Consider the following 25,085-nt stretch of genomic DNA (forward strand, 5'->3'; position numbering starts at 1 on the left):
TAAGTCCGGCTTTTTTTAAATTCCAAACAAGTCCTAAACGTTAGGAACTCCTCCATCGCTTTCCATTAGAAGGGCCACAATTAACCAAAAAACAAAAATGGTTGGAATCAGAATAGACCAGATAAGGGTTTTCGATTCGTGACGAAGGTGCATAAATTCTGCTACAATATAAAAGGCTTTGATAATGGTTAAGCCTACGTAAATGGAAATCAACAGGGGGCCCCTTTCCATGGTAAAAGCCAGAAGGAATTCCAATGCCGTTACCGCAGCCAGGATAAGGGCGGTTTTCCATATCTTTTTGATATGTTCTTTATTAGCAGGTTGTACTACTATATCGTGATTTTCTTCGTGATGAGCCATCTCTTTATCTTTTAAAAGTCTTAAACAAGGTAAAAGAAGGTAAATACAAATACCCAAACAAGGTCTACAAAGTGCCAGTAAAGACCAATCTTCTCTACCATTTCATAATGCCCGCGGCGGTCGTACGTTCCGACAGCGGCATTATAAAACACGATAAACAACAAAATGATACCACTTAATACGTGGGTTCCGTGGAAGCCTGTAATAAAGAAAAAGAAGTTGGCAAAAAGCTGTGGACCATATTCATTTTCAAGGAGGTTTGCTCCAAAAAGTCGGGTACCATCCGCAAGCAGAAGTCCTTCCTCTGTTCCGGCAATAAAGTGGCTCCATTCCCACACCTGGCAGCCCAAGAAGGTTACACCACCAATAATCGTCCAGAGAAGGTATTTAACTACGGCCTTGCGATCCATGCGGTGTCCGGCTTCTACGGCCAGTACCATGGTAACACTACTCAAAATGAGAATAAAGGTCATGATACCAACAAATACCAGCGGAAGGTGAACCCCATGCAGGAAAGGAACAGCATCGAACACCATTTCAGCAACAGGCCACACCTCCTGCGAGGCAGCATAATTATCAAGAGAGCCCTCATAAGCGGGTAAGCTAAACCGGACATAGCCATAGCCAATCAGCAAAGAGGAAAAAGTAAAGGCATCTGAAAGAAGAAAGAACCACATCATCAGCTTTCCATAGCTCGCCTTGAAGGGTGATTGTCCGCCGTCCCAGATACTGCGTTTTGGTTTGTTTAAAGTAACTTCCGCTGCCATAATAAACGTTTAATACAAGTTGATACGATAATAAGATATGTTTAGTTGAAAGTCAAAAACAGGAACAAATATAGCCATAGTCCATCTAAAAAGTGCCAGAAGGTTGCGCACAATTCTATCGAAAGCATGCTCTTGGAATGAACCTTATACCTAAAGGACTGAACAAGAACGATTAACAGAAACACCAATCCGGCCACAATATGGACTCCGTGCATAAAAGGCAGTACAAAGGTAAAGGAGTCAATGGCCGTACCGCCTACAAAATAAACGTTCGATGCCACCAGCTGTTCAAAACCCAGCAGCTGACCCGCCAGAAATCCAACTCCGAGAATAAAAGTAATGGTACTGAATATCCTGAGCAAATTTAGCTGATCTCTTTTTGCTGCCCGGTAAGCCAGGTGCATACTAATACTGCTAAGGATAAGCAAAATGGAGGTATAGCCAAAAAGGGAAGGCAGTTCGATAGGCACCCCCACTCCTTCCGCCTGTGCCACAATATAGGCACTGGTCCAGGCGGCAAATAGCATAACAATCGACACAATAAACAGCCAGAGGATAAACTTCTTCGGGCTCATTGACAAAGGCAGCTGCGGCTGCTCTGCCTGAACAATATTTATATTTTGTGTATTCATCTTTTAAATTTTATCAAGTAGATAAGCAATCTGCACTACCGGAAGGTAAAGAAAAGAACCAAACATTATTCTCAATGCTGACTTCCGGTCCTGATTCCGCATTAGTTTAAATGTTTGGGAAAGAAACAAAACACCGCAAACGGTCGCAATAATAGCGGAATTGATTCCTGTAATCCCCAGCTTAAGCGGTAAAAGGCCAAGGGGAATCAGGAACAGGGTATAGGTCATTATTTGAAGGGCAGTATTAAAATCTTTCTTCCCTCCCAAGGGCAACAGCTTAAAACCGGCTCGCTTATAGTCTTCGTCGGCTACCCAGGCAATCGCCCAAAAGTGCGGAAACTGCCAGATAAACTGAATACCGAAAATAATAAGGGCCTCTGCTGTAATCACCCCGGTGGCAGCCGTCCACCCTAATAAGGGAGGCAAAGCCCCGGGAATAGCACCCACTAGCACAGCCAAAGGGCCTACCCGCTTCATAGGTGTATAAACCAGGCTGTACAAAATCATTGAAACCAGAGAAAGAACCGTGGTGAGTATATTGGTAAATACCAACAGCAGCCCAAGCCCCACAACAGCCAGAAAGGCTGCAAAAAGAGCCGCTTCCTGAACCCTAATCCTGCCGGTAGGTAGTGGTCTGTTTTGCGTTCTTTTCATCTTCTTGTCCAGTTCCCGTTCAAAAATCTGGTTCAGCGTAATGGATGCACCACTGACAAGAAAACCACCCAGGCTCAGCACACTTAAAACCCACCAGTTAATGCTACCATTTGAAGCCAGCACAAAACCAAACGCAGATGAAAACGCCACCAGAAAAGAAAGTCTCAGCTTAACCAGTTCTGTATAAATCTTCACCTTTTCCACCACATAAGCGGCAACACTTATTTCCCTGCTTCTTGCAATAAACATACGTCAGAATTTAAATCAGTTTGTTCCATTTTTTCGACCCGTCTGCTATTCACTAACAGCAGAATGTAAAACAGGACGCCAAAGAGTACCGTTCCAAAAAACAGATGCATTGGCTGTAAAAAAGCCGGTATAGCAAAATAAGCCATAATAACCCCACTAGTTATCTCCAGCAATAGAACCGCCAGCAAAATACTACTCCACTTGTTTAAATTAGCTGCCTGCGGAGCAAATTTACGAACTAAATAAAACAATAACAGGTGAAACAAAAGAATTACAATGGAATAAGAACGATGAATGTAAAACATAATACCTAACTCCTCTATCCACACTTCCCGGTTGGTATACTGATGCCGTACTGCGGCTTCATCGACTAATTCTCTCACCTGTGTTCCTAAAATTATTTGAACAAGCGAAAAGCCAATCAACAGCAAGGTTAAAGCTCCAAGCTTTTGCCGGTGCTCCTTTTTCAATTCAATTGGAGACTCTTCCTGTACCTGAAACTTTGCCCACACAAGGAGGGCCACTATTACCAGGGCCGGTAGCATATGCACCGTCACCATCCAGGGCAATAAGTTGGTGGAAACCACTATAGAACCTAACCACCCCTGGAACACTACCAGCACAAAAGTGGCCAGCGAAGCCCAAAAGATACCCGGCCTGCTACTCCTGAAAGAAAAAGAGACGGCAAAGGTAGCCATTATTAAAAACCCTATCGTAACCCCCACCAGGCGGTTAAAGTACTCGATCCAGGTTTTAACCGGATTAAAATCTGCTTCAATTAAAAGGGATTCATCATGTCTTAGCTGGTACGCGAGCTGGTCAGCTCCAAACACCTCCAGTAAGCTGGCAAACCGTTTGTTTTTCTCTCCTCTCTTCTCCGAATAAACTTCTTTATAATCAGAAGGGAGCTGCTCCGCCGATGTTGGCGGTACCCAGCTCCCAAAACATTTTGGCCAGTCCGGGCAACCCATTCCTGAACCAGTACTACGGACCACCCCTCCGACAATAATTAAAAGGTAAACGGCTGCAATGGTGATTGCAGCCAGTTTACCATATTTTTTTTGCCAGTATCGTTTAGTGTTTGCCTTCACGATCCACAACCACAGCATCGTCATCCTTCTCCATGTCAATCATAGCAGTTTCGTGAGGAAGGTTAGATTCCGGTGTCATAGCATATGGAATGTTCTGAGGAATATAATCTTCTTTCGCACCCGGCTTACTGTAATCATAAGGCCAGCGGTATACAGTTGGTATTTCGCCGGGCCAGTTGCCATGTCCTGGCTCTACAGGTGTTGTCCACTCCAGCGTGTTTGAATTCCACGGGTTAGCAGGCGCTTTTCTTCCAAGGTACATGCTATAGAAGAAGTTGAAGATAAACACCAGCTGAGCCGTAAAGGTAACGATAGCCGCGATGCTCACGAACATATTCAAATCGGTAAATCCGCTAAAGGCATCGAAATTGGTGAATGAATAGTACCTTCTCGGGAAACCTGCAATACCGATATAGTGCATAGGGAAAAACACCATGTACACCCCAATAAAGGTAGCCCAGAAGTGGAAGTAGCCTAACTTATTGTCCATCATGCGGCCAAACATTTTCGGGAACCAGTGATAAATACCGGCCATCATCCCAAAGAAGGCTGCACTACCCATTACCAGGTGGAAGTGAGCTACTACGAAGTAAGTATCGTGCAGCTGCACGTCAATGGCAGCATTACCAAGGAAAATACCTGTTAAGCCGCCGGAAATAAAGAGCGAAACAAAGCCGATAGAATATAACATGGCCGGCGTAAAGATGATGTTACCACGCCACAAAGTAGTCAGGTAGTTAAACACCTTCACCGCCGATGGTACGGCAATTATAAGCGTCAGGAACATGAAGACCGAACCCAGGAAGGGGTCCATTCCTGAAACGAACATATGGTGCGCCCACACGACGAAGGACAGTACGGAAATCCCTAACAGAGAGCCAATCATGGCACGGTATCCGAAAATTGGTTTACGTGCGTTGGTTGCCATTACTTCAGATACGATACCGAAAGAAGGCAGAATTACAATATACACCTCAGGGTGGCCCAGGAACCAGAATAAGTGCTGGTACAACAGAGGGCTACCACCTACGTGCGGCAGTGCCTCGCCTGCGATGTAAATGTCGGCCAGGTAAAAAGAGGTACCAAAGCTACGGTCAAATACAAGTAAGAGTGCGGCGGCAAACAGAACCGGGAAAGCAAGCAGACCTAATACAGCAGTCAGGAAAAAAGCCCATACTGTTAAAGGCATTTTTGCAAAGGACATGCCCCTGGTCCGCAGGTTAATTACGGTGGCAATATAGTTGATACCACCCAGTAACTGCGAGGCAATAAAGAGCGTCATGGATATCAGCCAGAGGGTCATTCCCAGGTGAGAACCGGAAATTGCTTCCGGCAAGGCACTCAAGGGAGGATACACCACCCAGCCACCTGCAGCCGGCCCTGTTTCAATAAACAAGCTGTAAAACATAATAACACTGGCCACAAAGAAGAACCAGTAAGAAAGCATGTTCATAAAGCCGGAGGCCATATCGCGGGCACCAATCTGCAGCGGAATCAGGAAATTACTGAAAGTACCACTCAAACCGGCGGTTAGCACGAAGAATACCATGATGGTTCCGTGCATGGTTACCAGTGCAAGGTAAAACTCCGGATCCAAGGTACCGGAGGTGGTAATCCAATCTCCTAAAAGAGGCTTCAGGAAAGTCATGTCCATTCCCGGAAATCCCAGCTGAAGGCGAAAGAGGATAGACAGAAAACCGCCAATCAAGGCCCAGAAGATACCGCTAATGAGATACTGCTTACCGATCATTTTATGGTCGGTAGAGAAAATATATTTCGTAATGAAGCTCTGCTGATGGTCGTGCGCACCGTGCGCATGGGCATCGGCGGCTCCACCTGTATGGGACTTTTCTACGTTTATGGTAGCCATATCAAAATAGTTTTAATGCAATTGCTTATTTCTGACTCAATTCAACCTCTTCGGACTCCACTACTTCGGAAACAGGGCCCGCTCCTTCTGTTTCATCCAGCTCTTCCTCTTCCAGTGGCAGATTTCTTAGCTCCGGATATTGCTCCGTAATAGTCTGCTGCTCGGCATACCATTTCGCATACTCTTCAGGCTCTACTACCACTACCACTTTTCTCATCGAGAAGTGTCCTCTACCACAAATTTCGGCACAGGCCAGTTCGTAGTTAAAATCAGGGTCATTCAGCTCTTCACGCATCTCTGCAGTGGTTTTTGTAGGAATAAACCACATACGGGTTGGCATACCTGGCATCGCATCCATCTTCTGGCGAAAGTGTGGAAGATATACACTATGCAGTACATCTCTTGCCCGGATTTTCATTTCTACCGGCACTCCTTTTGGCAGGTAAATCTCCCGCGCAATAAAATCGTCATAGGCATTTTCATCGCGAAAGTTTACTCCCATGGGGTTGATAGCATCAATTAGGCGAAAATCATGCGCTCCCAACTTTCCATCTTCTCCAGGATAACGTGCTTCCCAGGCAAACTGGTAACCCATTATTTCCAGCACCTCGGCTTCCGGAGGAGCAGCATCTGTCATATCAGCCCAAACCTGGAACCCACCAAATACAAGAATTGAAAGTACAATGGCAGGAATAATAGTCCAGATTACTTCAAGTTTTGTGTTGTCGGGGTAAAAGGTAGCTACCCTGTCTTTTTTATACCGGTAAATGTAAGAGAAAACAAAGAGCAGCACGTGGGTAAGCACAAAAACGGCTACACATATCCAGGTAGTGGTCCAGAAAATCTGCTCATATTCAAGCCCGTGAACAGACGCAAGTGGTACCTGGTACTTATCGTAAGCGGCAAATGAATAGTAGAAGAACCATCCGCCAAAAATGAGCATGAACAATACAAAGAGTACCGCATTAACTTTATTGCTCTTCGATACCCGCTTCTTTTCCGTTCCGCGAACCACATTCACGAGTGTATAAATACGGTAAATCAGGAGTAAAATAGCAATGAGAACAACAGCACCTATCGCTAATAATATACCAAACATGGGTTTTTTGAATTAGTGTGAATACTCGTTATATGTGATGGTGTAGGCTTTCTTCCAGCATTGGGTGGTTCTTTGGTACCAATGGAACCTTTGATAAGGCAGTAAAGGTAACAAAAAGGAAAGCGGCACCATAAATAAGGGTTAACCCGGTTTCCAGTAAACCAAAGCCTCCGTACTCTTTCATAACACCTGGTGTTACCATCAGGTAGAAATCCAGCCAGTGGCCGAATAAAATTGCTATACAGGTGATTTTCAGGAATATAGAATGCCGTTTTGCATCTCTTGTCATCAAAACAAAGAATGGAAAAACAAAGTTTATCACCAGGTTTATAAAGAATATAGGAGAATAATAATCACTGCTCAGCCGCTCTATGAAGTAAATTGATTCTTCCGGAATGTTGGCATAGTAAATCAGCAGGAATTGTGAGAACCATAGATAGGTCCAGAAAATGCTGAATGCAAAAACAAATTTGCCAAGGTCATGTACGTGATTGGCATTAACCACCTTCAGGTATCCGTGCTCACGCAAAAGAATAACCACTAATGTTATTGCCGCCAAACCAGATACCCACCAGCTGGAGAAAACATACCACCCAAACAGGGTACTAAACCAGTGAGGATCAATGGACATTACCCAATCCCAGGCAGCAGTAGAAGAAGTCACCGCAAACAAAACCAGGAAAATGGCTGAGTATTTCCGGAGGGTATACCAGTATGAGGTTCCGCCATTAATATCTTCTTCAAGAGATTTTTTGCGCAGGAAGTAAAATGCGCCAGCCCATATAATAAAGTAGGCTATTGTACGTCCGATATAAAAAGCGGTATTCAGATATGCTTCTTTACCGGCTATTATTTCATCATATTCAGGATTAGGCGTTTTACCATCGGCCAGGAACTTCTCGTAAAGCCCTTCGTGGGTCCAGTGGAAAAGATCATGGCTTCCAAACCAGAAAACCACCAGCATCAGCACTCCAGCATAGGGTAACCATGCCCCCATTGCAAGAGGAATTCTCAGAAATCCTGTTGACCAACCTGCCTGTGAAACATACTGAATGGCCACAAAAAAGACTCCAATGATGGCCAGGCCTGTAAAGAAAAGGTTGTTGATCCAAAGGTTTGCAAACAGGCGGGTAACCCAGTCTGGCCCATGTTCCACGGCAGCCATATCGAAAGCCTGCGGATCGCCGGTACCGGGAGCATGGGTACGTGGTCCGTCTCCAGAACCTTCGCCGGTCCTGAACTCCTCTGTTACTTCAGTTGCTTCATGTTCAGCACCATGGTGTTCCTCTCCCCCCGATATTCCTACCACTATTCCTCCAATAACAGCCAGAATGCCGACTACCAAGACAATACCGAGGATTTTCTTAAACCTGGAGGTAAAATTAAATTGTTCTTCCTTCGTAATATTAATTTCCATGGAGCTGATTATTGTTTTTGAAGAGTTTGAACATAGCGAACAATTTTCCAGCGGTCAATTGGCGCCACCTGAGAAGCATATGGCCACATCCGGCCCTGCCCATGTGTAATCACATGGTATATATGGCCTTCTGTCATTTCAGCATATCTTCCACCTGCAAAATTTGGGATACCTTTATAAACTTCACCTACAGGGCCATCGCCTGCCCCACTTCCTCCATGACAAGGAGCACAGAAATTATTATAAAGGATACGTCCCTGCTCAGTAATTTCTTCTGTTTCCGGCAGCGGGTTTTTTACATTTGCTGCCGCAAGGTCCAGATAATACGTACTACCGGCTGAATCTTTCGGATAGCGGTAAGGGAGCATTCCCGTTCCATTCCTCACTACGGTATTCTCAGGCGGAACCCGCATATTCATATTGTGCGGGTTATAAGGGTTTGAATTATAAAACTCACCTCGTTCATCTTTCCTGGTGCTGAGCCACTCTCCAGCCGATTCATTTGTAATCTGGGACAGTGGATCGTAAGGCACGGAATGGTACATCTGGGGGGCAAACTCGAGACCCGGATCATTTCCTTCCGCTCCACAGGCAGAAAGCCCTGCCATTGCCATTACCCCCAGTGCCAGACTTTTTAAATTTGATGTATATCGCATTTTATTTTCAGCGGTTTTATTCAAAAGTTTTATCATTTACTTCCACGGCACCCGTTTCTTTCAGCACTTTCCGTAGTTCTTCTACAGGAATGGTATTAGCATCCAGGTTCAGGGCAATGAGGTGCAGGTTATCTGTGGTGCGTAAATCAAAGATCCTTGGAATTCCCCAGGGCTTCAGGTTACTTACCACAAAGAACACATTCACCATTCCGAGGGCGGAGATAAGAACCGTTAATTCGAAAGCAATCGGAATAAAATCCGGTAAGGGTAAAAAGTCTTTACCACCAATATTCATTTTCCAATCGATCGTGTACATTCCAATCATCATGGTAAAGGCAAGTATCGTCCCCAGCAAACCGAACAAAAAGGCGGCAACAGGAAGGCGGGTTCTTTTATAACCCAATACTTCATCCAAACCGTGAACAGGAAAGGGTGTATACACCTCCTCAATATGTACTCCGCTCTTTCTCACTTTTTGTACTGCTTCCAGCAGCACATCTTCATCGTCGTATAATCCGACAACATAATTATTTGAAGCTGTCATCTTAATGGTTTTGTTGTTCAGTTGCTGATGATGATTTTAACACACTTTTTACTTCTGCCATATTGATTACCGGGAAGAACTTCGCAAAAAGGAAGAAGAGGGTAAAGAACAATCCAAAGGTAAAGATGTAAACTCCCACATCGTAAATAGTTGGAGAGAACATTACCCAGCTCGAAGGTACATAATCGCGGTGCAGGGAGGTTACGATAATTACAAAACGTTCGAACCACATCCCAATATTCACGATAATAGACAGAATAAAAGTAGCAACGATGCTGGTACGAATTTTCTTGAACCAGAACAGCTGTGGAGAAATCACGTTACAGGTCATCATGGTGGCATATGCCCACCAGTAAGGGCCGGTAGCCCGGTTAAGGAAAGCATACTGTTCGTACTCCACTCCACTGTACCAGGCCACGAAAAGCTCGGTAATGTAAGCAATACCTACAATAGAGCCTGTTACCATGATGATGATGTTCATCAGCTCAATATGGGTAATGGTAATATAATCCTCCAGCTTGTACACTTTTCTGGTAATAATCATCAGCGTTAATACCATGGCAAAGCCTGAGAAAATCGCACCTGCCACAAAGTATGGAGGGAAAATTGTAGTGTGCCAGCCTGGTATTACCGAAGTGGCAAAGTCCATGGATACAATGGTGTGAACCGAAAGCACCAGTGGAGTAGCCAGACCAGCCAGGATCAGGGAAACTGATTCGTAACGCTGCCATGCTTTTGCTCCACCCGTCCAGCCAAGGCTTAATGCTCCATATACAGCTTTTGGAATCTTACCAGTCGCACGGTTCCGAATGGTAGCAAAATCTGGAATAAGGCCAATGTACCAGAAAACCAGCGACACGGTAAAGTAGGTTGAAACTGCAAATACGTCCCACAGGAGCGGTGAGTTAAAGTTAACCCACAGCGAACCCCAGGTATTGGGAAGTGGGAACAACCAGTAAAGTGACAACCATGGTCGGCCTGTGTGCAGGAGTGGGAAAATAAGGGCACAGATAACGGCGAAAATCGTCATCGCCTCTGCAGCCCGGTTAATGGATGTTCTCCACTTCTGGCGAAACAAAAGGAGTACTGCCGAGATAAGAGTACCGGCGTGGCCGATACCTACCCACCAAACAAAGTTGGTAATGTCCCAGGCCCAGCCTACTGTCTTATTCAATCCCCACATGCCAATTCCATCCCATACGGTCCGGTAAATTGCATAAGTTCCTACCGTTAACAAGGCAAGCGAAACGGCCATGGCGAACATCCATAAAGGATTTGGCTTCGCCTCCACATGCCTGCTGATGTCCTGAGTAACATCTTTTATGGTTTTGCCATTGGTAACTAATGGTTCCCTTACGGGTGCTGTAACATGCATATTCTGATTCTTTTAAAATTAAGCAGTAACTACTTCCTCACCTTCTAAATCAAGATCCACATTCCGGATTTTTGTCAGATAGAAAATGTTTGGCCTTGTTCCAATCTCTGTTAATACATTGTAGGCACGGCCTTGTTCCTCTGCTTTCAGCAGGCGTACAATCTGACTGTCAGGGTTATTGATGTCTCCGAAAACAATGGCATCGGCAGGACAGGCCTTTGCACAGGCGGTAATAATTTCGCCATCTTTCGGGCGGCGGTTTTCTCTCTTAGCCTCCAGCTTTCCTTCCTGAATCCGCTGCACACAGAAGGTACATTTCTCCATTACCCCTCTCGCACGAACGGTTACATCCGGATTCAGTACCATTTTACCTAAATCGTAATTCATGGCAGGGTTCACATCCGCAAATTCCGCATTATCGTGGTATTTGAACCAGTTGAATCGACGAACTTTATATGGACAGTTGTTGGCACAATAGCGGGTACCTACACAACGGTTGTAAGTCATCATATTCAAACCTTCGGAACTATGGGTGGTAGCCGCTACAGGACATACCGTTTCGCATGGAGCATTATTACAATGCTGGCAAAGCATAGGCTGGAAAACAACATCCGGATTGGCTGAAGCAAGCTCTAACTGCTTGTCTTCCAGCATATTCAGCTCCATTTCATTCATTTCTGCTTCCGTCTTTGCGCTGTAGTAGCGGTCAATCCGGATCCAGTGCATTTCCCGGCGGTTTAACACTTCCTGGCGACCTACAACCGGAATATTATTTTCGGTCTGGCAGGAAATAACACAGGCATTACAGCCGGTACAGGAGTTAAGGTCAATTACCATTGCCCAGTGGTGATTCGGGTACAGATGGCCGTCCCAGAGACTAAGTTTATCTGGTGCAATGGGTCCTTCTGAAGTCGCAATCATTGGTTCAAACCTGCCTGCTTTAGGATCCTGCTGGTATTCCTGAAGAGTAGCCTCCTGAATAACAGTGGCCCGGCCCATATAAGTATCGTGGGTTTGGGTCTGAGCCAAGGCATAATGCTCGTCAGTCGCTTCTATTTTTACTCCTTCCGGTACAAAGTATTTCAGTACCCCTTCCTCAATTCTAATGAACGGGTATGCATTGATACCAATTTTATCGGCTACTACCCCTACATTGGAGCGGCCATAGCCCATGGCAATTCCCACAGTACCCACTGCCTGACCCGGCTGGATTACTGCCGGAAGCACAACAGTTTGGTCACCAACTGTGAGTTTAACTTTTTTGGTCTCATTATACTCCATTTCCAGTCCCAATTCTTTAGCCAGGGCCATAGGAATGGTAAGGTAGTTGTCCCAGGTAACCCGGCTGATTGGGTCTGGCAGCTCCTGGAGCCATGGGTTCCCGGCATGGCGGCCGGTTCCAATCCCCACCTTTTCATAGATTACCAGTTCGTGCTGGCCTGGTGCCACATTTACTGCTCTTGGTACTGCAGCCAGGTCGGCATCCGTATCGGCTGAAAAAATGGGGGTTAAAGCTCCTGTCTCATCTTCTACAGTAGCGGCTGTTTCATACCTGAGGTCCGCCTTTGGATCGAGGTCCAGTGGAACGCCTGGTATGAACACGCCTGTATAAAGCACGGCATCCCAGAAAAGGTCGAAATCAGCAATTTCTGTCTGCAGCGGGAAGAATGCTTCCTTCCAGCGTGCACGCATAAAATCGTAATAATTTACTGTAGGGAGACCTGCCCATAAAAGAAGGCTCTCCTGCACCTGGCGCGTAAGGAAGAGCGGACGAATGGTAGGCTGAGCTACGTAGAAATTATTCTTCCGTGGCTCATAATCGTTCCATGCTTCCAGGTAGTAGTGCTGAGGAGCAATATAAGTACAAAGCGCCGCTGTTTCATCCATTTTCATGGCAGTTGAAACGCTTGTTTTTATTTTACCAGCTCTTAATGCCTCACCAAGGGCTTCTCCACCTGCAAAATCATATACAGGATTACAATCCATGAACACTACCGCATCTACCTCTCCGGCTACTGCCTGTGCCACAAACTGTGTCATCTGGCGGTCATTGCCCTGACGGTAGAAGGCCGGACGGGTTATATCGACGGCTTTTCCTCTCCCATAATTGTCAAGGGCAACGTTGATGGCATTTACCAGGCGTTGTACTACAATATGATTAGAGCTGCTCACCACCAGCCCACGCCCCCTGTTCTTCAGGAGATCTTTGGCGGCTTTTTCTAAATATTTAAATTCTGCGGCAGCAGTGCCTGCATCTCGCTGCACAATCATTTTGTAAAGGGCAGCTACTGCTTCTGCTTCCTGAGAAGGACGAATCGGAGTCCTGTAATCGGCATTGGCTCCTGTAATGGTTAAAACTGATTCGAACTGGTAATGACGCGACATTACCCTTTTTTCCGGCCCCAGCTTTCGGGTTTTTGCATACTGCTTATTAAACTCTACCGGCGAAATCCAGGTACCGAGGAAGTCCGCCCCGAAACTTACAATTACATCGGCTTTAGTAAAGTCGTATGAAGGAATAGCAGGAACACTGAATGTATCTTCATGAGCTTTTATAAGCGCATAGCTTGAATGAGCATCATACATGATATGCTCTGCATTGTAGCGGCTGGCAAATTCCTCGATAGCAGCTTTTGTAGAAGGGCTGTAAACGGTATTACTTACTACTTTTACATTTCGTGCCCTCTCCAGTCCAGCCATTACTCCCTTATCCACTTCCGGCCATTCGGCTGGTTCTCCGCTGATGAGAGGACCTCTGAAGCGTGAGTTATCGTAGAGGTCCAGCACAGATGCTTCTACCTGCGCACTGGTTCCGCCACGGGTGATATTCGAAAAATTGTTTCCTTCTATTTTAATAGGGCGCCCTTCCCGGTTACGGACTACTATACTACAGAAGCCTCCCTCCATTGCATAGGTGGAAGCGTAGTAGTTTACCAGAGAAGGATCTACATCTATTGGCTTATTCAGGTATGGAATAGCATACTTTACCGGAGCCTCACAGGCAGCCAGAGAAGCCGCAGCCAGTCCAAACCCCATCATTTTAAGGAAGTCGCGGCGATTAGGGCCACCTTCTCCCCCATTTCCTTTATTTGAGTTAATGGGCAGGTAGTCCGCAAATTCATTCTGGTTCTTTTTAATGAACTCAGGATCGTTTGCCAACTGCTCCAGTCCCTTCCAGTATCTCTTTTTATTTTCTTTCATTGTATATATATAATATATGAAGAAGGTTCTTATTTATTAGTAGTGACATTTAGCACACTCGAGGCCACCAATATCTTCCACCGTCATCGGTTCATCGGTATTGGCATTGTGCAGTTTCACCAGCTTATCATAGTAATCGTTATCTTCTGTTTTAACAGCTGTTTCGCGGTGGCAATTAATACACCAGCCCATGGTTAGTTCGGCATGTTGGTAAACCACTTCCATTTCCTGTACCGGACCGTGGCAGGTCTGGCATTCAATGCCACCCACATTCACGTGCTGAGCATGATTAAAGTACGCCAGGTCGGGCAGGTTATGCACCCTTACCCACTCGATTGGTGTGTTGGTTTCTACCGCAGCATATAGCTTTTGAATCTCAGGGGAATCTTTTTTAATGGTATTATGGCAGTTCATACAGATATTCACTGAAGGAATATTGGCCGATTTAGCTTTATAAACGCCCGTATGGCAGTAGTTACAGTTGATCTGGTACTGGCCGGCATGGAGCTTGTGCGAGAAGGCAATCGGCTGCTCAGGCTGATAACCCTGCTGTATCCCTATGCTATATAACCCATCAATACCTGTTTTAATGGCAACAGCCACAAAAATAAAGATGAGGACTCCCAGGAAAGAACGGCTCTTTACTAATTTCCCAAAGCTGAACTGTCTGTTTACAATTTCCTTATCTTCCTCATCCAGGTCCGTGCGCTGACTCAGGTACTTCAGCAATACAGAAGATACCAGTATTAATACTACCAGTACTAAAACCAAAACAACTACCAGGGCTACTACTATTGTAGTAAGAAAGGCAGAAGCTTCATTACCGGCCTGTCCTGCTCCCTCTCCCTGGTTTCCGGCCACAGACTCAGCTGGCTCGTTCGCCCCCTGCGCAGCATTTTCAGTTTCGTATTTTAAATAAGCAATAATGGCAGTTAGCTCCTCGTCGCTGAAGTTGAAGGAGGGCATCACTGTTTTATTATATGTATTAAACAGGTTCACCGCATAGGCATCTCCGCTCTGGATAACCCGCTGAGAGTTCACGATAAAAGCTTTTATCCATGGCAGTGGACGCCGCTCATGAATCCCGGCCAGTGCCGGTCCTACCACCACTTCATTTAAAGCATGACAAACCGTACAGTTGCCGGTAAATAACTGCTTACCCTGGGCAATAATCTCTTCCGTCTGGGGAATTTCCGCACCTTCGGCTGATACCTCCTGCGGAACCTGGTCAGCCTCAATATCAGTATCTTTCGACTGGGAAGCCGTTACCACATCATCTTCTTCCTCCTTCTGAGAAGACTCTTCTGTCTGGGCAAACGCACCCATTCCGCAAAGCAGTAGCACACTCAATAGCAGCACTGCAGGAGCCAACCTTTTCAGCAAAGGCCCAATGTTACCTGTAAAGGACATGTTGAAACTATTTTTTGTCATTATTTAGACTTCGGTCAAATTTTCCAGCACAAATGTACTATGTGATTGTTTTCTAAACAACAACCTAAAAGCTTCTTTTAAGACCTTACCGGAACCCCCTTTTTATATACAGAAGGTTGATTTTGAGCGATTTAGTTAATTTTGAGGGCCTTTTTTATCAATTTAGAATTATTATAAATAGCTACTCTGCCCTGTTTTCCCCCTCGCTTTTCATCCTTTTCCCCTCCTTTTAATTCCATTTAATTGACCTTTATCTTTCTGAATATCTGATATTTAGGCGTATCTTTGAAACCAATACACACCGAAGTGCCTTGTACAGGCAAAATACCCTCTATTAATGTTAAAATGAATTATGAAAAATAGGAAACATCATTCAACCATTAACGTATTTAAGATAAGTTCCTTTGGAACAATTTTTATAAACCCAAATCGCTGCTCTCCGGCAGGCGCATGAATTTATTTTTTTAGTTTTAGTTTGGTACTTTTTAAAGTTTTTCCATGGAACCTCAAGTTCTGATAAGTTTTCCGAAAACAGCCAGCCATACGTTTTTTTGGCTATTTTACAGGCTTTAATATTGAGGATTAACAGAAAAGCTTTTCTCCGGACTATGAAAAACAGCAAAGGAAAACCAAACTCCTGTTTTATTTATGATTGGCTTATTTTAGGATAATGAAGAAACTAATACTTGTAATAGATGACGATTTTTTCGTACGCTCTCTCCTGAACTTTATGCTTCAGGATCACTATGAAGTTGTCACCATAGAAAACGGATTTCAGGCAATGTTATGGCTTGATAAAGGGCATTATCCGGATCTGATACTGACAGATATTGATATGCCCAAAATAGATGGATTTAACTTGTTGAAGCACCTGAGAAAAAGTGGGTTTTACAGAGAAGTACCAGTTTTTGTACTCACAGGACATAGCTGTTCCGATATTGAAGAAAAATGCAGGCAGTCGGGAGCTACAGGTTTTATTACAAAACCCTTCAATCCTCCCGCTCTCCTGGAAAAGATACAGACGACCCTGGCATCGATATCGATAGAAAAAGCTCCAGCTAACTCAGAAGCCGACCATAAAGAAGTAAAACATGCATAAGCTTACTCCTCTTTCACCGAATGGCTCCGAAAATTATATAATTTATGTGAGCCGAGACCGGGACGATCTCTTTACTCAACTGGAAGCAAGAGGATTCGACTGCCTCCTGTTCACGGATCCTTTTTTTGCCTACGTCCACTGTCTGTCCGGGATTTATGCAAACAAAGCCCTTCCATATGCTTTTATATGCAGGGAAGACCTTTTTGAGCATGAGGCCTATACCTTTATCAGCAATTTGCAAAAGGGGGAATGTTTACAGGCAATCCCTGCTGTTCTTTACCACCCGGATACGGTTGATCTCAGAAAGATAAAGGCAGCAAAAAAAGCCGGAGCTGATGATTTTTACTCTGGTTCTTTTTCAGTAGAAGATCTCATTGAACGGTTGGAATTCTTGAATGAAACCAAAGCCCAAAACCTGCGGGAACAGGTAGAAACTAATCCGCATCCGGGCTTAAGGTTATCGCCAGCCAAGCGGCTCTTTGATATTACCTTTTCTTTTTTAGCCCTCCTGCTGCTAAGCCCCATCCTGCTGCTGATTGCCCTGCTCATTAAGCTGGAATCGCCAGGCCCTGTTTTTTACATTTCCAAAAGGGTAGGTACAGGTTATAAAATTTTCAACTTCTACAAATTCCGGTCTATGCGGCAGGATGCAGATAAGCTGATGAGGGAGGTAATGCACCAGAACCAGTATCGCTCGGAACATGGCCCCACCTTTATTAAAATAGATAGGGACCCAAGGGTAACGGCTATCGGGCGCTTTTTACGTAAAAGCAGCATTGATGAACTTCCTCAGTTATTGAATGTTCTAAAAGGAGATATGTCTATTGTAGGCAACCGTCCGCTTCCGCTGTATGAAGCTGAGCAAATTACCCGCGATCTCTGGTCGAAGCGCTTCCTTGCTCCGGCTGGTATTACAGGGCTTTGGCAGGTTACCAGAAGAGGAAAAAAAGATATGTCGGCCGAGGAGCGTATTGCCCTCGATATGGCTTATGCAGATGAATGTTCTTTCTGGTACGACTTTAAAATTGTGGCCCAAACTTTTCCTGCCCTCTGGCAGAAAGAATCGGTGTAAATACAGATTTCATTTTTTATGCTCGTAATTGAAGCAGCCTTCCTGGCTTATTTTTCCTATGTGGTGGGCTACACCCTATTTTTATCGGCAGCTGGTCGTCTGCGCGCTCCCCTTCGGTTTGTGCAGGATGCAAGAAAGTCCCGTATTGCCATATTGATTCCTGCTTATAAGGAAGATGCTGTTATCTACTCTGTCGCGAAGGCGGCCCTACAGCAGTCTTACCCGCAATCCTCATTTGAAGTGATTGTCATTGCAGATTCTCTGCAGGAACGCACCATTGAACAGTTAAAGTCTCTTCCTATAAAAGTGGTTGAGGTTTCCTTTAGCAAGAGTACAAAAGTAAAAGCGCTGAACGCAGCTTTGCAGCAGTTCACTGAGGATGCCTTCGATGTAGGGTTGATACTCGATGCGGATAACCTCATGGAGCCAGACTTTCTTGAAAAGGTGAATGCGGCTTACCAGGCGGGTTACCGCTCTATCCAGGGCCAGCGCGTGGCAAAAAACAAAAATACCCGCTTTGCTTTACTCGATGCTTTAAGCGAAGCGATCAACAACCACATCTATCGTCGTGGCACCTTTGCCGTCGGTTGGTCCTCCTCCCTAATTGGTTCAGGCATGGCTTTCGACCTACAGCTTCTCAGGCAAACACTGGCAGGTATGAAGTCTGTAGGAGGTTTTGATCGCGAAATGGAAGTTCTCCTGCTCGAACAAGGAGTCTCTTCCTGCTATCTTGAAAATGCAAAGGTGTATGATGAAAAGGTAGAGAAAGCCGAAGTTTTTCAGAACCAGCGCAAACGCTGGATCGCCAGCCAGTTTAAATATCTGAAAAAATATTTTCGCAAAGGGCTTAAAGCACTTTTTAAAGGAAAATGGACCTATGCCAACAGTGCATTGCTAAGAAATATTCAGCTTCCCAGGGTTATTAACCTGGGAATGTTATTCTTTATTTGCCTCCTGACTTCTCTTTTTAATAATTACCTGGAGCTGAACCCTTTTGTCTGGTGGAGTCTTTTTGGCTTAAATGCCCTGGCATTTTTGTTGGCTGTTCCCAAAGAGTTTTACACCAAAAAACTACTTTGGGCATTGCTTAGCCTGCCAAAAGCTTTCGGAATCATGTTTTTACTGTTGTTCAAACTCAGGAATGCCGATAAGACTTTTATCCATACCCCCCACTCGAGCTCTGAAACACCTGTGTCATGATGTCGCCGGAAAGCCACTCTCTGCCTTTAGTTAGTATTATAACGGTTAATTTTAACCAGCCGGAAGTAACAGAAGAGTTACTGGCTTCGCTTTCCAACATTACCTACCCAAATACGGAAATTCTGGTGGTGGATAATGGGTGCGACAGAGGCTGCTCTTACCTGAAGCAGCAGTTTCCGGAGGTGCAGTTCCTGGAAAGTAAACAAAACCTTGGCTTTGCCGGCGGCAATAACCTCGCCATTCAAAAAGCCAGTGGAGAGTATATTCTTCTGCTCAATAATGATACAGAAGTAGAGCCCTCTTTTCTGGAACCTATGATCGCTTTGTTCAGAGAAGTACCGCGATTAGGCATTGTATCGCCGCTGTTGATTTACCATGGCACCAATCTGGTGCAGTATGCCGGCGCAAGGGCTATTAACTATTTTACAGGAAGAGGAAGTAAAGTTGGCCATAAGGAAAAAGTAAGAGAGGCATTTTTTAAATCCTATCCTACCGAACTTGGCCACGGCGCGGCCATGCTCTTCCCAAAAAAGCTTATTCATGAAATTGGGTTACTACCGGAGAGCTATTTTCTTTATTATGAAGAGCATGACTGGTGCGAGGCCTGTAAAAGAGCAGGCTACCAGGTATACTTCCAGGGTGCTTCCAGGGTCTTCCATAAAGAGTCCGTTTCGGTAGGAAAAGCAAACCCGCTAAAAACTTATTATTTAAACCGAAACCGCCTGCTTTTTATCAGGAGAAATGCCACCGGAATCCAAAAGTATATTGCCCTGGCATTTTACCTGCTCATGGCTTTTCCAAAAAACCTCCTTTTCTACAGTATAAAAGGCCAAAAGAAGCATAGGGAAGCGCTCGTCAAAGCTTTAGGCTGGAATTTTCCGGCATTTTCTTTCTTAGGGAATAAAGAGCTTAAATTGGAACGAAATGAACGTTATTAAACTAAAGCTACAGGAATACTATCAGGAAAAAGGCATTCACAAGGCTGGACTGAAAGATTTCCTTTCCATTGGAGCCCGTTTCTCGGGAATGGCTGGCAGGATTGCTCTTGCGAAAGCCTTACTGGCCCCCCTTCAGCTGAGCAGCCAGGCTAAGGTAGGCCGCTGGGTCAGTATGAATGGGATACCTAAAATGAATATCAGGGGAAGGCTTGTACTACACGACCAGGTGCGAATTTGGTCTAACATCGTGAGGGCCAGGCTCTTTGTTCGCCCGGGAGGGTACCTGGAAATTGGCTGTAATTCCAGAATTAACGGTTGCCACATTTCGGCAAGCGAAAAGGTGATAATTGGAAAAAATGTGCGAATAAGCCAGTATGTATTAATCATGGATAATGATTTTCACCAGCTTAACGATCACTTCGCCGAAGGAAAAAAGCAGGCAATTATTATTGAAGACGATGTATGGATTGCCGCCAAGGCAACCATTTTAAAAGGAGTTAAAATAGGAAAAGGAGCCGTTGTAGCTGCAGGGGCGGTCGTTACAAGGGATGTACCTCCCTATACCGTTGTAGCAGGTGTTCCAGCCAAACACATCAAATCCCTCACTCCTCCAGCAGCAGAAAAAGAAGAGTAGCATCTTCCTCAGCCATTTCAATCCCACTACACCGGAATCATACTTTTGATGTCCTAGAATAAATTAACCAGGGCCTAACAACCTACTTCCCTGCAGAAAAAGTTTTTCAGATCTATCTTTTGATTAATGCTTTGCCTTCATCCCAGGCTCTCCCTGCTAAAGGCACAGAGCAGTTAAAAACTAAATATTTAATCTAAACCCCTCCTCAAAACAAAAAATAAGCAGATCCAAAAGCCAATCCCACTATTACTAACTCAGAAGAAAGTATTTTCCCTCTGCTTATAAAGATCTACGGCAGATCAGAAGGTAAACAGCAGAAGAAAACAAATCACTGAAAATACAATTTGATTTAGGGCAACCGGATATGGGGGTGAAAGCAGGCAAAATCAAAATATCCATTTTTGAAAGCCTACCAGAGAAGAAAAGGTAATTCTGATTTTCAGGCATTTAGTTGTCAGCACAACAAGCCCTTTAGATGTAAGTTTTCGGGCAACTTTCAACTTTTTTATCTTCCAGCCCCCCAGAATTACATCAGCACACCTTTATTAGCCGTAAAAATTTAACTTGTACAGAATTCCACACTTTCAGAATGCTTTTCTGCCAAATTAATGACTAAAATCAGTCTCTATCTTAACGACGGCAGGAAACAAAAGGTTACGGATACATGTATTTTTTTTTAAGTTTTGTTTAATTCCCCAAAGAACCTCCACAGTTTTTGTAGAACAATTCCACAGGCTCTTCCAGAATAGTCCTTTTCGCCAAATTACTCCATTTATGTAAGTATAGCCATTTATTGAGCTATATAAGCTCGCTGAGGGGTATATCTTTGCAACATCCAATTTTCATAAAAGGGAAGAAATTGAAAGTCTGGATGAGAGAGGAAAAAAAATACAAGTTAAACGTGTGTAAAGATATGAAAGTAAGAAAGTCTAATTTTGTTTGGAGCACCCTGGCCCTTATCCTGGGATTCAGCTTCCTGCTTAGCTTTTCGGTGCAGGCTCAGGACTGCGGATGCAATCACGTAATTGAAGTAGGAACGACTCACATCGACGGAAGTGCAATGGGCATTAAGCCAGGCGATGTGGTTTGTTTAAAAGCCGGTAAACGCACAAACCTCTACATAAAAAACCTTAAAGGCTCTGCCTCCGACTATATTACCATCAAAAACTGTGGTGGCCAGGTTGTCTTAGGCGGCTCTACCATCAATAATGGTATTCTTGTACAGAATAGCCGCTACTTCAGAATTACCGGTACTGGTGATTCTGCTTTTGAGTATGGCATAAAGGTCGATAGAACCAAGGAAGGAAGCCAGGGTATTGCGGTAACCGAATTTTCTTCCGACGTGGAAATTGACCACGTGGAAATTACAGGCGCAGGTTTTGCCGGCATTATGGCCAAAACCGACCCTAAATGTGATGGTTCTGCCGACCGTGGTAAGTTTACCATGTATAATGTAAACATTCACGACAACTATATCCATGATGTGGGCGGAGAAGGCATTTACCTTGGCAACAGCTTTTTTAGCGGAACCAGCGTGTACTGCAACAAAACGCAGTACCCTCATGAAATAAAAGGCGTACGCGTTTACAACAACATTATCACAAGAACCGGATGGGATGCTATCCAGGTAGGTTCTGCCACTTCCGATGTGGAAATATATGACAATAAGATATATGATTATGCTACCGCTAACCGCGACATGCACAAGAGTGCTATCCAGCTGGGCCTTGGTACCACTGGCAAATGCTATAACAATTTTATTAAAAATGGCTCAGGCGAAGGTATCGTAATCCAGGGTATAGGAAATAACCTCGTATACAATAACATTATTTCCGGTGCAGGAATGCCTGCCTTTAATGTTAATGTGCGCCCTACTCCTCTCTCCAGCGATGTTGTATCCAGAGGATTTTTAGGCGGTGTCTATATCATCAACAACACGGTTATTGATAGCAAAAACAAGGGAGCTATCAATGAATATGTAAATGAAGCGAGCAATAACGTTTTCTATAACAACCTCCTTGTAACAGGAACCAGCAGCTGGAATCAGCTTAAAACCTATACAGACTGGAACGTTGATAAAAACACAGTAGTAAAATCAGCTGCAGATGCTAAATTTGTAAATGCCTCTGCCGATGATTACCGCCTGACTGAAGGCTCACCTGCCGTTAATGCAGGAAAAGATATTAGCTCTTATGGTATCTCTCTCGACTGGGACCGTAAAAGCCGTAAAGCTGGCAGCACAACAGATGCAGGCGTTTCTGAACTTTCTTCTACCTCAGCTCCTGTTAACCAGGCTCCCACAGTAAAAGCCGGTGCTGATCAGACTATCACCCTCCCTACTGCCTCTGCAAGCTTTACTGCAAGTGCAGCTGACAGCGACGGCAGCATTGCTTCTTATAGCTGGACTAAAGTAAGCGGACCTACTACCAGCCTGAACGGTACCAGCACTCAAACGTTAAAAGCCGGCAACCTGCTGGAAGGAAGCTACACCTTTAAAGTTACTGTTAAAGATAATAGCGGAGCTTCTTCTTCCGACCAGGTAAACTTAACTGTACTGCCTGCTCCAACAGATGATACAAGTAGCGAAAGTGCGAATACCAGCGAAAGCGATCAAAATGATAGCAGCACCGGTACCAATGCAGCACCAAGTGTAAATGCCGGTACAGACAAGAGCATTCAGCTTCCTACCAATACCATTACTTTAACAGGAACAGCTTCTGATAGTGACGGCAGCATTGCCTCTTACCTGTGGAGCAAAATCAGCGGACCTGATGCCATGATGAATGGCGGCAACACCCATACCTTATCAGTAGAGCAATTGGTAGCCGGCACTTATACCTTCCGCTTCAGAGCCACAGATAATGATGGAAACAGCACTTCTGATGACATCAATGTAACTGTTACTTCTGCAACTAGTGGCGGTACTACAGATAGCGGCAGCACAGATAGCAGCGAAAATACAGGCGAAAGCAACACAGGCGGCAGCACTGCACCAGTAGCCAATGCCGGAGCAGATAAAACAGTTCAACTGCCTCTCGACTTCCTGCTGCTCGAAGCAACAGCTTCTGATAGCGACGGAAAAGTAGTTTCTTACCTGTGGAGCAAAATCAACGGACCAGATGTAATGATGAATGGTGGAAACACCAGCACGCTTAACCTGAGCCTGCTCAATGCCGGCACTTATACCTTCCGCTTCAGGGCTACAGATAATGATGGAAACAGCACTTCTGATGACATCAATGTAACTGTTACTTCTGCAACTAGTGGCGGTACTACAGATGGTGGAACGACTAACCTTGTTCCTCTTGTAAAAGCTAGCGACGACAAAACTATTCAGCTTCCTGAAAATTCAATTCAGCTGACGGTTACCGCGAAGGATGAGGATGGCGTTATTACCTCCTATAAGTGGACGAAGCAGAGCGGACCTTCCACCAATATGTCTGGCACTACTACTGCTAACCTTAACTTGAGTAACCTGCTGGAAGGAACCTATATTTTCAGAATAACTGCTACTGATAACCTGGGAGCTCAGGCTTACGACGAGGTAAAATTAAGTGTTCTAAAAGAGGCGGCGGGTAATGTGGCACCAAAAGTAACGGCCGGGACAGATCAAATCCTTACCCTCCCTACTAACAGTCTTACCTTGAGTGCTACTGCATCAGACAGCGACGGCCATATCAGCAGCTACCAGTGGAGCAAAACAAGTGGTCCTTCTGCAAACCTTTCAGGAACGAGCAGTGCAAAGCTTAGCCTTAGCAACCTGGTAGAAGGCACCTACACCTTCAGAGTTACTGTAAAGGATAATGGTTCGGCTACTGCTTATGACGATGTAATGGTACAGGTAAAAGCCGGTAGCAGCACCGTAACTACCACTTCCACTTCTTACAAGCCCATCTACCGCATCAATGCCGGTGGTAATGATGTTAGCGCCTCTCCTATTCAGTGGGAAAATGACACCAGAGAAAACCCATCGCAGTACCTTTCTACCAGCAGTTCTAATAACTCTGCCGGTAGCAACAGCTGGAGAGGTGTTAATAACACCGATGCGCCGGATGCCATCTTTGGACCTGTACGTTTCGACTTCAACTGGGTAGGACCTGTGCAATATGCCTTCCCTGTGAAGAGTGGCACCTACCAGGTACGCCTTTACTTTGCTGAAACTCCTTATTCAGGTGGTGTTTCTGCTGCCGGTGAGCGTGTTTTCGATGTTAAGGTAGAAGGACAAACAAAAGTAAGCGGGCTGGACATCTATAAAGAGGCCGGCATGAATGCACTGCAGAAAACGGTAGACATTTCAGTAACGGATGGAAAACTGAACATCGAGCTCGTGCGCCGTATTGGCAACCCCCAAATAAACGGTATCGAAATCGTTCCTGTTGCCAGCACTACCAACGCCCGAACTGCTTCTTTCGACACTAAGGAAGAAATTGAACCGGCTCAGTCCCTGGCTGTATACCCTAATCCAGTACAGGACCAGCTGAATGTAAAATTCGGTAAAGAAATCAGCACCTCTGCAGAGGTACAGCTTATCAGCATGAATGGAACAGTTCTTATGCACGAACAGCTTAAAGATGCTAAAGGTAGCACAGAAGCAAGCTTCGATGTAAGCCAGCTGAACATGTCTGCCGGCATTTATCTCCTGAAAGTTCAGGCCGACGGCGAAGAAGCCCAGGTAGTAAAAGTATTGAAACAATAAACCATAAAAAGAAAAGAGCCCATAATTACAAAAGGTCTGCCCCATGGGCATGAGTGGTCGGAAGAAATTCCGGCCACTTTTTTTATGTTTTGAAGAGTCT

The 25,085-nt window shown here is 44.9% G+C and carries 19 protein-coding genes; 6 read left to right on the plus strand and 13 right to left on the minus strand.

The window, feature by feature from the left end; translation table 11 throughout:
• Positions 1–33: 33 nt before the first annotated feature.
• Genes F752_RS0101460 through F752_RS0101520 form a run of 13 tightly spaced genes read right to left on the minus strand, consistent with a single transcriptional unit; the run spans position 34 to position 15,346 of the window.
• Entirely contained in the window at positions 34–360 is a 327-nt protein-coding gene (locus F752_RS0101460) for a cytochrome C oxidase subunit IV family protein (RefSeq protein ID WP_017729942.1), read from the minus strand.
• 20 nt (positions 361–380) lie between these two features.
• Positions 381–1,127 (minus strand): cytochrome c oxidase subunit 3, encoded by a 747-nt coding sequence (locus F752_RS0101465; RefSeq protein ID WP_017729943.1) that lies wholly within the window; start codon positions 1,125–1,127, stop codon positions 381–383.
• 41 nt (positions 1,128–1,168) lie between these two features.
• Positions 1,169–1,759, minus strand: a complete 591-nt coding sequence (locus F752_RS0101470; RefSeq protein ID WP_017729944.1) for a cytochrome c oxidase subunit 3 — start codon at positions 1,757–1,759, stop codon at positions 1,169–1,171.
• 3 nt (positions 1,760–1,762) lie between these two features.
• Positions 1,763–2,662, minus strand: a complete 900-nt coding sequence (gene cyoE / locus F752_RS0101475) for a heme o synthase (RefSeq protein ID WP_017729945.1) — start codon at positions 2,660–2,662, stop codon at positions 1,763–1,765.
• Positions 2,635–3,777, minus strand: a complete 1,143-nt coding sequence (locus F752_RS0101480) for a COX15/CtaA family protein (protein ID WP_236613957.1) — start codon at positions 3,775–3,777, stop codon at positions 2,635–2,637. Before F752_RS0101480 ends, cyoE begins: the two co-directional genes overlap by 28 nt.
• On the minus strand, positions 3,737–5,623 hold the full coding sequence (locus tag F752_RS0101485) for a cytochrome c oxidase subunit I (RefSeq protein ID WP_017729947.1): 1,887 nt from the start codon (positions 5,621–5,623) through the stop codon (positions 3,737–3,739). Before F752_RS0101485 ends, F752_RS0101480 begins: the two co-directional genes overlap by 41 nt.
• A 25-nt stretch (positions 5,624–5,648) precedes the next feature.
• Positions 5,649–6,722, minus strand: a complete 1,074-nt coding sequence (locus F752_RS0101490; protein WP_017729948.1) for a cytochrome c oxidase subunit II — start codon at positions 6,720–6,722, stop codon at positions 5,649–5,651.
• A 28-nt stretch (positions 6,723–6,750) separates the two neighbouring features.
• Entirely contained in the window at positions 6,751–8,139 is a 1,389-nt protein-coding gene (locus tag F752_RS0101495; protein ID WP_017729949.1) for a hypothetical protein, read from the minus strand.
• 8 nt (positions 8,140–8,147) lie between these two features.
• On the minus strand, positions 8,148–8,795 hold the full coding sequence (locus F752_RS0101500; protein ID WP_026135439.1) for a c-type cytochrome: 648 nt from the start codon (positions 8,793–8,795) through the stop codon (positions 8,148–8,150).
• Between the two features lie 16 nt (positions 8,796–8,811).
• A complete protein-coding gene (locus F752_RS0101505; protein ID WP_017729951.1) occupies positions 8,812–9,339 on the minus strand; it encodes a DUF3341 domain-containing protein in 528 nt (175 codons plus the stop codon).
• A 1-nt stretch (position 9,340) separates the two neighbouring features.
• Entirely contained in the window at positions 9,341–10,714 is a 1,374-nt protein-coding gene (gene nrfD / locus F752_RS0101510; protein WP_017729952.1) for an NrfD/PsrC family molybdoenzyme membrane anchor subunit, read from the minus strand.
• 18 nt (positions 10,715–10,732) lie between these two features.
• Complete coding sequence (locus F752_RS0101515; protein ID WP_017729953.1) at positions 10,733–13,915, minus strand: TAT-variant-translocated molybdopterin oxidoreductase; 3,183 nt, start codon at positions 13,913–13,915, stop codon at positions 10,733–10,735.
• Positions 13,916–13,951: 36 nt separating this feature from the next.
• Positions 13,952–15,346, minus strand: coding sequence for a c-type cytochrome (locus F752_RS0101520; RefSeq protein ID WP_236613958.1), 1,395 nt, complete (start codon positions 15,344–15,346; stop codon positions 13,952–13,954).
• 670 nt (positions 15,347–16,016) lie between these two features.
• Here F752_RS0101520 and F752_RS23310 point away from each other — a divergent pair.
• The 6 genes from F752_RS23310 (at position 16,017) to F752_RS0101560 (ending at position 24,985) form a co-directional block, all read left to right on the plus strand.
• Positions 16,017–16,445 carry a response regulator gene (locus tag F752_RS23310; RefSeq protein WP_017729957.1) on the plus strand — a complete coding sequence of 143 codons (429 nt, stop codon included), beginning with the start codon at positions 16,017–16,019 and terminating at the stop codon, positions 16,443–16,445.
• On the plus strand, positions 16,438–17,517 hold the full coding sequence (locus F752_RS26790) for a sugar transferase (protein WP_017729958.1): 1,080 nt from the start codon (positions 16,438–16,440) through the stop codon (positions 17,515–17,517). Before F752_RS23310 ends, F752_RS26790 begins: the two co-directional genes overlap by 8 nt.
• An 18-nt stretch (positions 17,518–17,535) precedes the next feature.
• A complete protein-coding gene (locus tag F752_RS0101545) occupies positions 17,536–18,717 on the plus strand; it encodes a glycosyltransferase (protein ID WP_017729959.1) in 1,182 nt (393 codons plus the stop codon).
• Positions 18,714–19,655 carry a glycosyltransferase family 2 protein gene (locus tag F752_RS23315; RefSeq protein ID WP_081604486.1) on the plus strand — a complete coding sequence of 314 codons (942 nt, stop codon included), beginning with the start codon at positions 18,714–18,716 and terminating at the stop codon, positions 19,653–19,655. The genes F752_RS0101545 and F752_RS23315 overlap by 4 nt, the downstream gene beginning before the upstream one ends.
• Positions 19,642–20,289, plus strand: a complete 648-nt coding sequence (locus F752_RS26880) for an acyltransferase (protein ID WP_017729961.1) — start codon at positions 19,642–19,644, stop codon at positions 20,287–20,289. Before F752_RS23315 ends, F752_RS26880 begins: the two co-directional genes overlap by 14 nt.
• Positions 20,290–21,202: 913 nt before the next feature.
• Positions 21,203–24,985, plus strand: a complete 3,783-nt coding sequence (locus F752_RS0101560) for a PKD domain-containing protein (RefSeq protein WP_160164070.1) — start codon at positions 21,203–21,205, stop codon at positions 24,983–24,985.
• Positions 24,986–25,085: the final 100 nt, after the last annotated feature.

The organism is Nafulsella turpanensis ZLM-10 (genome assembly GCF_000346615.1).
Taxonomy (GTDB): domain Bacteria; phylum Bacteroidota; class Bacteroidia; order Cytophagales; family Cyclobacteriaceae; genus Nafulsella; species Nafulsella turpanensis.